13 protein-coding genes are annotated in these 13,877 nt (G+C 71.6%); 5 read left to right on the top strand and 8 right to left on the bottom strand.

All coding sequences use genetic code 11. The features are described from left to right. Window positions 1-290 precede the first annotated feature (290 nt). Complete coding sequence (locus ACFPP6_RS02550) at window positions 291-1,508, top strand: cytochrome P450 (protein ID WP_382036591.1); 1,218 nt, start codon at window positions 291-293, stop codon at window positions 1,506-1,508. A 13-nt stretch (window positions 1,509-1,521) separates the two neighbouring features. Further along, window positions 1,522-1,713 (top strand): ferredoxin, encoded by a 192-nt coding sequence (locus ACFPP6_RS02545; protein ID WP_382036789.1) that lies wholly within the window; start codon window positions 1,522-1,524, stop codon window positions 1,711-1,713. Window positions 1,714-1,820: 107 nt separating this feature from the next. On the opposite strand, the gene ACFPP6_RS02540 is transcribed toward ACFPP6_RS02545, so the two are convergent. The 3 genes from ACFPP6_RS02540 to amcB all read right to left on the bottom strand — a co-directional run bounded on the left by ACFPP6_RS02540 (window position 1,821) and on the right by amcB (window position 3,520). Beyond that, window positions 1,821-2,042: a hypothetical protein gene (locus tag ACFPP6_RS02540; protein WP_382036588.1), complete on the bottom strand. Its 222-nt coding sequence runs from the start codon at window positions 2,040-2,042 to the stop codon at window positions 1,821-1,823. A gap of 94 nt (window positions 2,043-2,136) precedes the next feature. Further along, a complete protein-coding gene (locus ACFPP6_RS02535) occupies window positions 2,137-2,346 on the bottom strand; it encodes a hypothetical protein (protein WP_382036586.1) in 210 nt (69 codons plus the stop codon). 4 nt (window positions 2,347-2,350) lie between these two features. Next, window positions 2,351-3,520 carry a cyclophane-forming radical SAM peptide maturase AmcB gene (gene amcB, locus ACFPP6_RS02530; RefSeq protein WP_382036583.1) on the bottom strand — a complete coding sequence of 390 codons (1,170 nt, stop codon included), beginning with the start codon at window positions 3,518-3,520 and terminating at the stop codon, window positions 2,351-2,353. Between the two features lie 265 nt (window positions 3,521-3,785). Between amcB and ACFPP6_RS02525 the strand changes: the two genes are divergently transcribed. Beyond that, entirely contained in the window at window positions 3,786-4,559 is a 774-nt protein-coding gene (locus ACFPP6_RS02525) for an alpha/beta fold hydrolase (RefSeq protein WP_382036580.1), read from the top strand. An 81-nt stretch (window positions 4,560-4,640) separates the two neighbouring features. Here ACFPP6_RS02525 and ACFPP6_RS02520 read toward each other — a convergent pair whose 3' ends face one another. The 3 genes from ACFPP6_RS02520 to ACFPP6_RS02510 all read right to left on the bottom strand — a co-directional run bounded on the left by ACFPP6_RS02520 (window position 4,641) and on the right by ACFPP6_RS02510 (window position 6,266). After that, window positions 4,641-5,255: an AAA family ATPase gene (locus tag ACFPP6_RS02520; RefSeq protein ID WP_382036577.1), complete on the bottom strand. Its 615-nt coding sequence runs from the start codon at window positions 5,253-5,255 to the stop codon at window positions 4,641-4,643. A gap of 124 nt (window positions 5,256-5,379) precedes the next feature. Further along, window positions 5,380-5,664: a hypothetical protein gene (locus ACFPP6_RS02515; protein ID WP_382036575.1), complete on the bottom strand. Its 285-nt coding sequence runs from the start codon at window positions 5,662-5,664 to the stop codon at window positions 5,380-5,382. A 350-nt stretch (window positions 5,665-6,014) separates the two neighbouring features. Next, complete coding sequence (locus tag ACFPP6_RS02510; protein WP_382036572.1) at window positions 6,015-6,266, bottom strand: hypothetical protein; 252 nt, start codon at window positions 6,264-6,266, stop codon at window positions 6,015-6,017. A 493-nt stretch (window positions 6,267-6,759) separates the two neighbouring features. Here ACFPP6_RS02510 and ACFPP6_RS02505 point away from each other — a divergent pair, with 493 nt between their 5' ends. After that, window positions 6,760-9,342 (top strand): SpoIIE family protein phosphatase, encoded by a 2,583-nt coding sequence (locus tag ACFPP6_RS02505; protein ID WP_382036569.1) that lies wholly within the window; start codon window positions 6,760-6,762, stop codon window positions 9,340-9,342. Window positions 9,343-9,654: 312 nt separating this feature from the next. Then, window positions 9,655-10,155: a hypothetical protein gene (locus ACFPP6_RS02500; protein WP_382036568.1), complete on the top strand. Its 501-nt coding sequence runs from the start codon at window positions 9,655-9,657 to the stop codon at window positions 10,153-10,155. A 21-nt stretch (window positions 10,156-10,176) separates the two neighbouring features. Here ACFPP6_RS02500 and ACFPP6_RS02495 read toward each other — a convergent pair whose 3' ends face one another. Next, on the bottom strand, window positions 10,177-12,246 hold the full coding sequence (locus ACFPP6_RS02495) for a DUF8189 domain-containing protein (protein ID WP_382036565.1): 2,070 nt from the start codon (window positions 12,244-12,246) through the stop codon (window positions 10,177-10,179). Between the two features lie 69 nt (window positions 12,247-12,315). Beyond that, on the bottom strand, window positions 12,316-13,839 hold the full coding sequence (locus ACFPP6_RS02490; RefSeq protein ID WP_382036562.1) for a DUF8189 domain-containing protein: 1,524 nt from the start codon (window positions 13,837-13,839) through the stop codon (window positions 12,316-12,318). Window positions 13,840-13,877 lie beyond the last annotated feature (38 nt).

Below are 13,877 nucleotides of genomic sequence, written 5' to 3'. Positions count from 1 at the left end.
CGCGATGCGTGCGATCGGCTCGGCGGCTCGATGGCTCGACGGCGGCTGCGGCGCGACGGGCACGATGGGCACGACCGGCCACAGCATGGGGCGGAGTCACCCCAGTTTCGTTCCCACGGCCGTCTTCCGGCGCTGCAGCCGATGAGGTCTAGGGGAATCCCAAACGGACGACAGGCGTGAAGGCTTGCGACCGAGGCGCATCACTAAGGAGATCCCTAGGGACAGCCGTGGGAAGGTTATCGGCCGTATAACTTCCCCGCATTTTCCTCTGACGAAGAGGTCTCTTCGCTATGACGCAATCGAGAGAATCCGAGAATCGCTTAGCCCGGTCCTTTCCCACGGCGCGCCCCTCAGGCTGTCCCTTCGACCCGCCCGCGCCCTTCACCGAAGCGCGCGAGGAATGCCCCATCACCCCGCTGCGCTACCCCGACGGGCACGTCGGCCGCCTGGTCACCGGACTGCAGAGCGCGCGGACCGTGCTGGGCGACACCCGGTTCAGCTCCCTGCCGGCCGGGAAACGCTCCCCGGTGAAGGTGCCGGGCTCCGAGCTGAGCACCGACGCCCTCCCTCCGGGCATGTTCGTCAACATGGACCCGCCGGAGCACACCCGCTACCGCCGTCTGCTGAGCAAGCACTTCACCATCCGGCGGGTACGGGAACTCCGGCCGCGCATCCAGGAGATGACGGATCGCCTGCTGGACGAGATGGAGAGCACGGGCGGGCCCGTCGACCTGGTGCAGGCCTTCGCCAAGCCGCTGCCCACCCTGGTGACTTCGGAGCTGCTCGGGCTGCCGGAGGCGGACCGGTCGCAGTTCGGGCATCATGTCGACGTCCTCTTCAGCCTCTCCAGCAGCGGAGAGGAGATGCAGCAGTCGATGATGGGGCTCGGCGGCATGCTGAACGCCCTCATCGCCGCCGCACGCAAGGACCCGGGCCCGGACATCCTCGGCCGGCTCACCGTCGAGACCGACCTGACCGACGAAGAGCTGCTCGGCATCACGATCGTCCTGCTCATCGCGGGGCTGGAGACCACCACCAACATGCTGGCGCTGGGCACCTACGCCCTGCTGCGCCACCCCGAACAGCTGGCCGCCCTGCGCGCCGACTGGTCCCTGATGGACGACGCCGTCGAAGAGCTGCTGCGCTACCTCAGCGTCGTGCAGATCGGCCCGATCCGCGTCGCCGCCGAGGACTTCGAGTTCGAGGGGCAGTCGATCCGCAAGGGCGAGGTCGTCACGGTGTCGCTCCCCGCCGCCAACCGTGACCCGCTCGGCTTCGACGACCCCGACAGCCTCGACATCCGTCGCGGCGCGACCCGGCACGTCGCCTTCGGCAGCGGCCCCCACCAGTGCATGGGCCACCACCTGGCCCGCCTCGAACTCTCCATCGGCTACGAATCGCTGCTGCGCCGCTTCCCCCGCCTGGAGCTCGCCGTTCCGGCGGAAGAGGTCGGCACCCGGGAGATGATGGTGACGTACGGCGTCCTCGGACTGCCGGTGCGCTGGTGAGGAGGCGGCCGTGATGAGGATAGAAATCGACGAGGACCTGTGCTGCGGCGCGGGCACCTGTGTGCTCCTCGCCCCCGATGTCTTCGACCAGAACGACGAGGACGGCACGGTGATCCTGCTCGACGCCGCCCCGGGCGAGGAGCAGCGCGCAGCGGTGGAGGAGGCCGTCGCGCGGTGCCCGACGGCGGTCATCAGAATCGCGTGACGTAGCACCCGCCTGTACGCCGCCGTCGCCGCGGCCGTCCCGGGCACCGGCCAGGTCGTCCCGCGCGCCGAGAACGCGAAGACGAAGGCCGCGGCGATACCCCTTTGTCACACACCGGGAATCAGCAGACTGAGGGGGTTGATGTCCATTCCGACCGCCTGAACCGGCACGAACACCTCACGCCCCTCCGTATTGCCGGTGCCGTTCCCGCCGGCGATCTCGGCCGCATCGGCCGAAGCCGCGTGCCCGGCAGCATGGCCTACGGCTACGGCCGACAGCACGAGCGCTCCGCTGACAGCACCCAGGACAGAAATCCTTCGCAGGGACATAGCGACCTCCTCAAGTACAGAATCAACGCCTCTCCGAGGAGCAACCGCATCCGGAGCATACGGTTGCGGCCATTCGGCCGATCGGCAAGCAATTTCATCCCAACGCCACAAGCGTCCGCCGGAGCGCTCGCTCGCACCTCACCACGGGGAGGGCCGGTTCACGACGGACCACCCTGAACGGCAGCACCTGGAACCCGTTCACCAGGGCTTGGCCGAGGTCGGTGTGGTGGAGGGCTCCGGAGTAGCTGTAGTCGCCGCCGTGGGTGAGTGTGTCGCAGGGCACGGCCCGGTCCAGCAGTCGCATCAGGTCACGGCTGCGGCCCCGGACCTTGTGTGCCAGGGGGGTCTTGGGAGTGTGGTCGGTGGTCGGGTCGGGCATGGCGCAGGAGTCCTTCCATGAGTTGGATCTTGCTGCTGTTGCAGTGGTCGGTGACGGTCGTGTCCAGCCGTCCGGTCTCGAAGTACTTGTTGGCCGCCTGGCCGCCGCGGCAGTAGGCGAAGTGGTCGCAGGTGGTGCGGCAGTTCGTGATGCCGTCGAGGGCTTCGCGTACCCAGGGCAGGTCCGGGGCGCGGGCAAGGAGGGTGTCCAAGGGGGCGTCGCGGAGGTTTCCCGCGGTGAAGGGGCCGTGGCGGGGTGAGGAGAAGCCGGCCAGGTCGGGGCTGAGCGGGACGACGTCGCCGTCCCAGGTGATCAGGGGCAGTGGGCTGAACGGCCGACCCGCTCGGCTCTCGGCCGTGCCCGCGAGTTCGTCGCGGAGGTAGCCGAAGGCCTGGTCGAAGTCGCGGATCGGCACGGCCGGGTCGGCTCGCCAGGCGCCCGCCAGCGCGGCCCAGAAGTCTGCCGCCCCGGCCCGTGGACCCGGCCGGCGGTGGGCACCCTTGTGTTCGGCGAGGTTGACCCCCAGAGCCCTGACCCCCAGATCTCGGACGAAGCCATACAGGCGCTCGGCAGCGACGGGCGTGGGATCGGAGACCACGGCGATGCCCCCGAAGGGGATGCCGTGGGCGCGCAGCCTGCCGATACCGGCCAGGGTACGTCCGGTCGAGGAGCGCCCGGACCGGTCCGGACGCTGTGCGTTGTCCGCGCCGGGGCCATCGATGCTGACGGTCACCTCGACACCGCGCTCGGCCAGCATTTCGCACCAGGCGTCGTCGATGAGGGTGGCGTTGGTCTGCACCGCGTGCCGCACCGGGTGAGGACGACCGGGGCCGAACTTGTCCAGCAGCGCGCTGAAGTGCTCAAGACCGGTGGCCAGCGGCTCCCCGCCGTGCCACAGGACGCGTACCGGGTGCAGCCGCGACCATCCGGACACGGCAGCGGCGACCGCAGCTGCCACCTCCACCGTCATCCGCCGCGCCGTGGTGCGCTCCGGCAGGTAGCAGTAGGCGCAGTCCAGGTTGCACAAGGTCGTCGGCTGGCAGAACACCAGCGGCGACGTCGCCGCCAGACACACCCCGACGCCCTGGCCGTGAGCCATCGCCACCCCTTCCGCCGGTGCCAGGGTCCCCCTTCAGGCACGTGCCTGTCACCGGCCTTACCGGCCGCGTCTGCTCCTACGGCAGTCCGCGCAGTGCGGCCGCATACCTCCGGCGAGCGCCGCGAACCGGCTGGGACGTGGAAGGCAGAAGCGCAGGCATAAACGGTCCCTGCGCAGGCCGGGTGCGGGGTCGTGCGTGGCGCGTTGACCTGTCCCCCGGTGTCCGCAAGAGTTGATCACAGGGGAACTTCCGGACCAGAGGTGGATGGTGAAACCGCAGGTCATTCCGTACGACGTCCAGGGCTCCGGCCAGGAACGAGTCCTCCTGCTCCACCACTGGTTCGCGGGGCGGTCGAGCTTCGACGGGATGCGCGCGCATCTCGACGGGGACGCGTACAGCTACGCGTTCGTGGACTGCCGCGGGTACGGCGAGGCGATCGACACCGAGGGCGACTTCACCATGGATGAGGTCGCCGGCGACGCCCTGGCCGTGGCCGACCACCTGGGGTGGCGGACGTTCTCGGTCCTCGGCCACTCCATGGGCGGTATGGCGGCCCAGCTGATGCTACTGAACGCCCCCTCGCGCATCCGCTCGATCATCGGCGTGTCGCCGGTCCCGGCGTCCGGCCTGCCGCTCGTGGGAGAGGCCTGGGAGCTGTTCACGGGGGCCGAGGACAACCCCGGCAACCGGAAGGCCATCATCGACAGCACCACCGGTGGACGGCATGACGACGCCTGGCTGGACGCCATGGTGAGCAGCTCAATGGGGCAGTCCTCCCCTCAGGCCTTCCGCGCGTATCTGGACTCCTGGTCGCGGACCGACTTCCACGTGCGGGTTCAGGGCAATCCCGCCCGGGTGTTCCTCATCGCCGGTGCCCACGACCCCGTGATGGGAGCCGAGGCCCTGCAGGACACCTGGCTCCGGTGGTATCCCAACGCCGAGCTGGAAGTACTTGAGGACGCCGGCCATTTCGCGCCTGAAGAGGCCCCACGGGCCCTTGCCACGGCTGTCGAGCGAGCCCTCGCCGGTCCGGACTGAGCCCGCCTTCGCCCGGCACGACGCGCCCGGCCGTCGACGGTCACTTCCCGGGTGGTTGTCAGCCGCATGCGTTCCCGCCGGTCAAGCCTGCGAGGTCGCCCGGCCGAGGGCCCGCTCGACGCGTACGGCCACATCGTGCCACGGGCGGCACGACACGACAGGCATGCCGTGGAGCGCGGCCTGATCGGCGAGCCAGTGTGAGTATCGGACGCTGACTTGGGCCCTATGGGTCTGAAGACCGCTGTTCGGCTCGCGGGCAGCGTAGTTGGCGGTGATCTGCTCCGGATCGTCCTCGTGCAGGAAGACGGCCCGTATGTCCCGGCCGATCACCGCGCCTTCCCGTGCGGCGCGGGCAGCGGCGGCCGGGGTGAGGTAGTCGCCTTCGATGACCGCCGGCACGTCGATGGTCAACCGGTTCTCCACGACGCCGAGGAGGGCGGGCTGCAACGCGTCGGCTGTGGCGATCTGCAGCTCCACCACACGGCCGACGTCGAGTACGGAGGTGTCGGGGATCCGGTCGAAGCAGTGCAGGCCGGGGTGCTGTTCAACAGTGGTGAGGCGTTGGACGGCGCTGACCACGTCGTCGAACTCGACCACGAATGCGCCGTTCGACCGGGCCAGTTGGTCCGCGGCCCGGCTCTTGCCCACGCCCGAAGCGCCGCCGAGGAGAAGGACGTCCCACGATGAGTCGATCATGCTCAAACCGTAGCTGCGGGCAAGCGTGCGACGACCTCCAGACTCCCCGTTCCGGTCGCGACGGTGAGCGTCTCCGACAGCCGGCCGGTTGGTGAACGTGACGTTTTCGGCCGTCTCCGGGGTTTCAGGTGATGGTGAGGTCCGCGGTGCCGTTGGGCGCGGCGTGGACTTCGAACCGTACGGTGCTGGTGCCGGGAAGGGCGTCAGGGTCGATGGCGAGGTCGGCCGCGACCATGACGGTGTCGCTCCCGGCCGCCTGGGCGTGCAGGTCCAGCGGTACCGCGTCGGCGGTCAGTTCCCCGCCGTCGCCGGAGACGGCCGCGGGGATCGGGCAGGAGCGCCTGCGGGGCCACGCCGTCGAGCTGACCGGCCGCGACGTTCCCGGACGGCTGCACCAGGCCCTGGCCACGGAACGGGGCTGGACCTACGACGTCAGCTTCTGGGCCGGCTACCCCACCTCACCGAAGCCACCGCCGAAGAGGTCTCGCTGCTCGCCGAGGCCGTCGACCGCCATGACACCGGCCTGCGGCTCGCGGCCCTGCCGGTGACCATCACCCGGAGCGGGCAGCGAAGGCCGGACGGGTCCTTCGCCCCCATGTGGTGCCAGCACCGCTTGCAGTTCACCTCAGCCAGCACCTTCACCGTCCTGCGCTTCACCGACACCGCCGCCGCCCCCGGCCGGAGTGGGAACGGGTTCTCCGGCGCCCTGCTGGCCGACGTCCGCGTGACCGCCGAACTGACCCTCACCGGAACCCGGCCCTACCAGAAGGAGCCCATCCGCGTCATCGCCCCCGAAGGCATGCGTTCCTCACCGGCGAACGCGTACTCGCCCTTGATGACGCTTGCCGCGCATCCGGGCCAGCCGTCGTATCCGGCGGTGCGGGCCTCGATCGTCCAGCCCTCCAGCAACACCGCCTGCTCGAACGCGCGCACCCGCGGGTGGCCGGCTTCGCCGCCGTTGAAGCGCGGACCTTTGGTGAAGTCCCCGTTGAAGACGCGCTGCCTGCCCATGTACCCCCTCCCCTCGCCGAAGAGCCACCGGAGATCTCCGCGTTGCAGACGGGGCATGCCGCACCGCCACCGACCCGTGGCCGTACCTGGCCGCCGAGGGCGACCAGGAGCAGCGCGCCCAGTGTCCAGCCGCCCGACCATGCGGTCGAGGCCGCTACAAGCCATCACGCACCCCGCGTACGGCACGGGCTCGGCCGTGGCCTGCTCGTGGGCGTGCTTGAGCGCCATCCGCGTCGCCACGGCGGTTTCGCCGGACAGTCCGTGCCGCTACGGGTGGCAGGAGACGGTGACGGCCGGCCGCGCGGGATCACCTGCCGTCCGGGAGCCCGGAATGACCGGGTTCGCCAGGGGAAGTGACGGCACATCGGTTCGTACGCTTCGTGTCCGATCCGCCACTGTCCCCGCGAGCCGGGCGCTACGTCCTCCGCCCGGCCGGCTCCCGGCGCCTGCGCACACGGTCCCTGCGGCTGCTGCCTGTGACATCCTCGGTGACGTGACGAGCGAACCTGTCAAGGACGAGGAGTCCGGCGTCGCACCCGACGTCGTCGCGCTGGCCAAGGTCGTGGCCGCGTTACGCGCCGAAAACGAGCGCCTGCACCAGCAGGCGTCCACCGCGGCCGTACTGGAGCGCGCCAAAGGCCTTCTGATGGCACGGTCCGGGTGCTCGGCTGCCGAAGCACACGAGGAGCTGACCCGACGGGCGCGAGCCGACGGCCGCACACTGACCGAGGAGTGCTGGATCGCCCTCGGTGACCTCCCGCAGGCGGCCCGCCCGCCCTTCCTCCCCGTCCAGAGCGTGACGGACGTTCCCGAAGTCCCGGGCCAGGGTTCCGCGGGGCCGTCCCGGGCGACGCGCCATGGCCCGGCCCCCGCCGCCGACCGGGCCGGACAGGTGCCGGAATCCCGGACGGAGCCGCGCACGCCCTCCCGCACCGCGCTCCTCGGCAACCTCAGCCGGGCCCTCACCGGTGCCGGCTGCCCGCAGGACGTCGCGGAACGGCTGCTGGACCACCTGGCCGGGCCCCCGGTCCGGGCCGACGCCGTCCTCCTCTTCTCCCGCACCGTGCACGACGCCCTGGAGCTCGCCGGGCACGTCGGCACCGGGGCCGCGGTCGCCGCCCAGTGGCGGTCCGTGCCGCCCGTCGGCGGCATCGCCGCCCTGGACGCCGTCCGTCGCGGCGAAGCCGTCTGGCTGGAGAACCCGGCACAGGACGCTCAGCGCTACCACCTCATCGGGCAGCCGCCGCAGAAATGGCGTACCCGCGCCTGGCTCCCGGTCACCACCGGCGGCAGGGTCACCGCGGCCCTCGGCGTCCTGCGCACGCTGGACACGCCCTTCGGCGAGGACGTGCGCGAGCTGCTGCAGTCCGTCGCCCGGCTGTGCGCCGGCAGCCTCCGCGCAGGGGATGCAAGCCCGGAGCCGCTCCGGCTGAACGGACGCCCCGAACCACCCAGGTGCTCCGGGAGTTCCGGGGCCCCCGAGGCCTCCGAATCGTTTCCACCGTCCGGGCAGCCCGCGCAGCCCGGCTGCCCGGGAGTGCCCGAATCCGGCACGGCCGCACTCGTCCAGGCCGTCTTCGACGTCCTCCCGGGCCACGCCGTCCTCCTCGCCCCCCTGCGGTCACCGGCAGGTGACGTCGAGGACTTCCGCATCGACGCCGCCACGCCGCAATCCGTCGACCTCGCAGGCCGACGCGGCCGCCGGCTGGTCGGGCTGCGGGTCCTGGAGTGCTACCCCACCGTGGCCGGCGCCGACGTCTGGCAGGGCTACCTGCGGACACTCACCACGGGAACGCCGTACGAGGGCGATCCCTTCACCTACGAGGAGGTCGTCGCCGGCCTGCGGCAGCGCTCCACCTACTCCGTCCGTGCGGTGAAACTCGGTGACGCCCTCGTGGTCACCTGGACGGGCCACGACGATGTCGCCCGGCAGCAGTCCCTCCTGGCCGACCTGCAGCGGCTCGGCAACCTCGGCTGGACGGACTGGAACCTCAGCACGGGCGCCATCACCTGGTCACCCCAGGTCCACGCCGTCCTCGACCGCGACCCGGAATCGGGCCCGCTTCCCCTCGACGCCTTCCCCGGGGACGTCCTGCCCGAGGACGCCCCGGACTTCACCCGCGCGGTCCGGAACCTCATGAGCACCGGCACGCCCGTCGACCGCCAGGTCCGGATCACGACGCGGGGCGGTGTCCGACACCTGCGGGTCGTCGCCGAGGCGGTGCCGGATGCCCACGGCGCACCCGTCGAAGTGCACGGTTTCGTCCAGAACGTCACAGCGCAGCGCGCCGCCGAACTGGCCCTGACGGAGACCCGGCAGGCCGTCCTTGCCCAGCGCAACATCCTGCAGGCGGAACGGACGGTCGCCGCCCGCCTGCAGCACGCCCTTCTGCCGCTGCCCGGGCAGTCGCTGCACCTGGGCGATCTGCGCGTCGACGTCTCCTACCTCCCCTCCCACGACGACCTCAACGTGGGCGGCGACTGGTACAGCGCCCTCGAAATGCCCGGCGGCGGCGTGCTCTTCGCGGTCGGCGACGTGGCCGGACACGGCATCGACGCCGTGGCCACGATGGCCCAGCTGCGGTTCACGGCCAAGGGCATGATCGTCACCGGCTCGTCGCTCACCGGCGCGCTGCACCGGCTCAACACCCTGCTCCTGCACACCCGCGACCACCACGCCACCGCCACCCTCGTGCTCGGCCGCTACGACCCCGCCGACCGCTGCCTGACCTGGGTCCAGGCGGGCCATCCACCGCCCCTCCTCGTGCGCCACGGGAAGGCGGAGTTCCTGTCTCCGCCCGAGGGCATACTGCTCGGCGCCACGCTGCAGCCCTCCTTCGGCGAGGCCGTGTGCCGGATCGCACCCGGCGACCACCTGCTGCTGTACACCGACGGCCTGGTCGAACGCCCCGGGGAACACTTGGACAAGGGCCTTGACCGCCTCGCCCGCGCCGCCGAGACCGAACTGTCCGCGGACGGCGCCGGCTCGCTGGACACCCTGCTGCCCCGTCTCCTCCCGGACGAACAGCGCGACGACGTGTGCCTCCTGGACATCCACCTGCCCCCATCCACCTGACAGGCGATCTTCGCGAGGCCCCGGTGACGAGTCCGAAGGAGGATCACAGAATCGAACCGGAGCCGCGCTCGCGGACATCACGCGCGGGGACAGGCGGGTAGTGCAGTGTGCGGACGCGCGCTGGGGTGTGCGTGCCTTGGCGCGGCCGGGACGGGTGTGCTGCGGGAGCTTCCTACGGCGGATCGACGCGCGCGTTCCGCTCGGGTGGAGAACAGCGGAGCGGGGTAGAGAGCGGCGGAGCGCGATCGTAGACGCGGCCGTGGCTGTGCGGAGGGGTGGGAAATGTTCGGTGTGTGTGGTGCCGTGGTGGCCGTGTGTTCCCTGGTACTGGCGGGAGCGCCTGCGGCACCGGCGCCGGCCGCGGAACTCGGCAAGAAGATCGTCTGCGAGGGGGCGGAGAACACCAGATACAGCCCGGGGCTGACCCTTCTGCCGAAGCGGGTCTCCCTCAAGGCCGTCAGCGACTACAGCTGCCACGGTCTCGGGACGACGCCGGTTCCGGCCGCCGGGCACAGCGTGGGAGACTCGCCCGGCGCTTCCTGCTTGACCGTGAACTCGCCCCGCGTACGGGAGCGGGTGCGCTACGCCGACGGCCGCAAGTCGCTGATCGTCTACGGGGAGTCGACCGCCGTCCGGGTCGCGGGCCTCACGGTCGTGACGCTCACGGGACGGGTGACGGAAGGCCTCGGCGCGGGCGGCACGGCGCACCGCACGGTCCGGATGCTGCCTGCGGAGCCCCCGACGGCGTGCCTGACGCCGACCGGGCTGGGAGGCGTCACCGGAGTGGGCACGCTCAGGATCCTGACCGGATGAAGCGGGAGTATGACCGCAGTTTCAAGCCCAGTAGGCGGGACTCCCCGACGGCACGGGCGCGACGGTGCGGTCGCCGAATGCGGTCCACGGAAGCCAGCCGCTGCCGGGCCGGGCCCGTACGCGGGTGCGTATCCGTCCTTGGGTGGTGACGGCGAAGACGTGGACGCGTCCCGTGGCATCGGTCGTGGCCGTGGGCGGGGCGGCGAGGTGGACGCCGGGCTCGCCGAAGTCGTCGGCGGGATCCCAGCTGCCGCCGGGGGCGGCCTGCCGGCGGTGGCTGAGCCGGACGCCACCGGGAGACAGGGCGAAGGCGTCGAGCCTGCCGTCGGCGCCGGCGACGAGTGCCGGGGCCGTGGCGGTCCAGCCGAACATCGGTTGCCAGTCGTCCCAGCCTCCGCTCGGGACGGTCTGACGCCTGGAGAACGTCGCCACACCGGACGGGGCCGTCGCGGCGACGGTGAGTCTGCCGCTGCCGTCGCGTGCCACGCGCGGCGCGGTGCCGGCCGCGGTGCCGAAGCGGCTCCACGGCGCCCAGGCGCCGTTGGGTGTCTCCTGCCACCGGTGGTAGATCCCGGCGCCACCGGGCGAGAGGGCGAAGACTTCCAGTCGCCCGTCGGCGTTGGCGGTGACGACGGGCGGTGCGCCCGCGGGCCCGCCGAAGGCGCCGTCCCACGCGTCCCAGGTCAGCGATCCGGGCGAGGTCTGCCGTCGCCGGGCGACGGCGGTGCCGCCCGGGCCGAGCACGAAGACCTCCAGTCTGCCGTCGGCGTTGCGGGCGACGGCGGGGGCTGCGCCTGCCGGGCCGCCGAACTCCTCCCAGTCGTGCCAGCTGCCGTCCGGCCGCTGCACCCGGTGGTGCAGCTCGGCGCCGCCCGGGGCGAGGGAGAACACCTCCAGCCTGTCGTCGGCGTTGCGGCCGAGCGTGGGAACCGCCCCGGCCGGTCCGCCGAACGACTCCCAGGGCGACCACGTGTCGGCCTGCGGGTCGAGCTGGGCGCGTTGCAGCAACGAACCGTCGTTCGCGTCCAGTGCGAACACGGTCAGCCGGCCGTGGACATCGAGTCCGGCGACGGGGTTGTCGACGCTCTGCCAGGGCGGTGGTGTGTCCCGCCACTGCAAGGGGGCGAGGCACAGCCCCTGGTGGAACCAGCCCGCGGCACTCCCGTGCCACTCCTGTCCGCTGGTGACCTGCCCGTCGGTGGCCTGTACTCCGGTGACCACCTCGACCGCGTGACCGGGCACATGGCCCGCGTAACCACCGAGGTCGAAGGAGAACGGGTTCCGGGACGCGAGCACGTCGGTGCCGTCGTAGCCGTTGCGGGGCCCGATGAACAGGTAGTACCAGCCGTCCCGCTCGACGACGAAGGGCGACTCGGTGACCGACACCGTCGCGTCGGTGGTCGCGTCGGTGAACGCGACTCCCGGTTCACTCCAGTGCAACAGGTCGGCGGAGCGCCGGAAGGCCACCACGTGCCGGCCGTCCTGGCCGGACAGTTCGGTGTAGTACATCACCCACTGACCGGCGATCCTCACCACCATCGGGTCGCGCGCCACGCGCCCCCGGAAGAGCGGGCCGGTCGGGATCCGCGTCCAGGAGAACAGGTCGGTCGAGGTCGCGAGGTTGATCGCGGCGCCGCTCCGGCCACCGGCGGCGTAGAACATCCAGTACGTGCCGCCTGCCTCGATGACGTGCGGCGCCCATAGGTGTTCCTCCCCGAAGTAGGCCGGGTCGACGGTCAGCGCGTCGGCGTGCGTGGTCCACGGTCCGTACGGATCCGGGGCGGCGGCGTGGGCGAAGGAGACCTCGGCCGCGCTGTCGGGGGCCTGGCCGGGAGGCGCACCGGCACCGACGATGCTGAACAGGTGCCACCGGCCGGCCGCCTTGATCAGCGTGTGGTCGTTCAGGTAGCGCCGCACACCGGGGGTGGACGGATCGTGGACGTGCGTGAAGGGCCCCGCGCCGATCCACTGGTGGGGCGGGGGCGGCGCGGCGTCGGCGACCGCGCCGCCCCCGCCCACGGCTCCCGGCAGTACGAGTGCGCCCGCCGCGGCGCAGCCCTGGAGCAGACGGCGTCTGCTGATCGGATGCATGGGTCCTCCCGCAGGGGTGCCGCGGCCGGCCGGGCGGTCTCGTCGCCCCGGCCGGCCGCGGGTGTCGGGTCACTGGATGGGCGGGCCGGGAGTGCTGTTGAGCCGGGCCCATTCGGACCAGGTGCTGAAGCCGGTCTGCCACCTGTGGTGGACCCCGGCCTGGCTGGTGCCGAAGACCTCGATGCGGCCGTCGGCATTGGTGGCGGCAGTGATCTCGGTTCCGCCGATGCCGAAGTTGTCCCAGTCGCTGTACGCGGCGTTCAAGCCGTTCTGCCAGATGTGCGCGGCGGTCTCACCGTTGATGGCGAAGACCTCCACACGCCCGTCGGCGGTGCGGTCGCTCGTGAGCCGGGAATTGGCAGGGCCTCGCGTGGGCTCCCACTCCGACCAACTGGTGGGGCTCGTCTGGTACCGGTGGAACACCCCCACCGGCCCCGAAGCGAACACCTCGAGACGGCCGTCGGCATTGTGGTCGACGGTCACGTCGTGCCCGCCGACGCCGAACTCCTCCCACTGCGACCAGCCGCCGTTGACGGCGGTCTGGTACTGGTGCTGGAAGACGTTCCCGTTGAGCGCGAACACCTCGAGCCGGCCGTCAGGAGCCTTCCCCATCTTCACCCGGCTGCCGGCGGGGCCGCCGCCCGTGGGCTCCCACTCCGACCAACCGCTGTTGGGCGCGGTCTGATATCGGTGGAAGACGCCCACCGGACCGGAGGCGAACACCTCGATACGGCCATCGGCGTTGACTCCGGCAGCGACGGTGCTTCCGCCGGTACCGAACTTCTCCCAGTCCGACCAGGCGCCGGACGGCGACAGCTGGTAGCGGTGCTGGACGGTGTCGCCGTTCGCCGCGAACGCCTCCAGCCGCCCGTCGGCGTTGGGAGCGACGGCGAGCTGCGCGTTGGCGGGGCCGCCCAGTCGTTCCCACTCCGACCAGTCGCCGTTGACCCGGGTCTGCCAGGCGTGGTGCACCCCGTCGGCCCCGGCCGCGAAGATCTCCAGCCGGCCGTCGGCGGACCGCGCCGACACCACCCGGCCCGACTCCACCGGATACACGAGTGGCGGGGGCCCTGGGCGCCGGCCCGGCGTGCACGGTATGGTCACGCCGCGTTCCGCGAGGTAGGGAACCGGGTCGATGCCATGACTCATGCTGGTGTCGCGTCGCACCCGCAGGTGGAGGTGGGGACCGGACGCCTGACCCTCGGCACCCATGAGCGCGATGCGCTGACCTGCCGTGACCCGTTCGCCCACGGCGACGTCCCGGTGGTACATGTGCCCGTACTCGGTCACCGTGCCGTCGGGGTGCAGGATGCGGATCCACTGGCCGTAGCCCTCGGCAGGCCCGGAGTTGATGACCTCGCCGTCGCCCACGGCATGGATCGGGGTGCCGCGGGTGCTGGCGATGTCGATGCCGTCGTGATCGCGCGCGCCGCCGAAGGGATCGGAAATGAATCCGACCGTCGGGCAGGAGGCGGCGAATCCGGCTACCTGGGGTTGAGCGGTAGCCGGGGACGTCGTCACCAACGACGGCAATACGGTGACTGCCGCCGCGAGAACGAGGCGCAGCGCACGTCTGGAAAGACCGTGTAGCACGTGGCGTCCTTCCCCTCTCGGGGTCGTGTCGGAACGGA

The sequence above is a fragment of the Streptomyces aureoversilis genome (genome assembly GCF_042657885.1).
Lineage (GTDB): Bacteria > Actinomycetota > Actinomycetes > Streptomycetales > Streptomycetaceae > Streptomyces > Streptomyces aureoversilis.
Note: the sequence above shows the minus strand (reverse complement) of the source record. Positions and strands in the feature narration are given on the sequence as shown.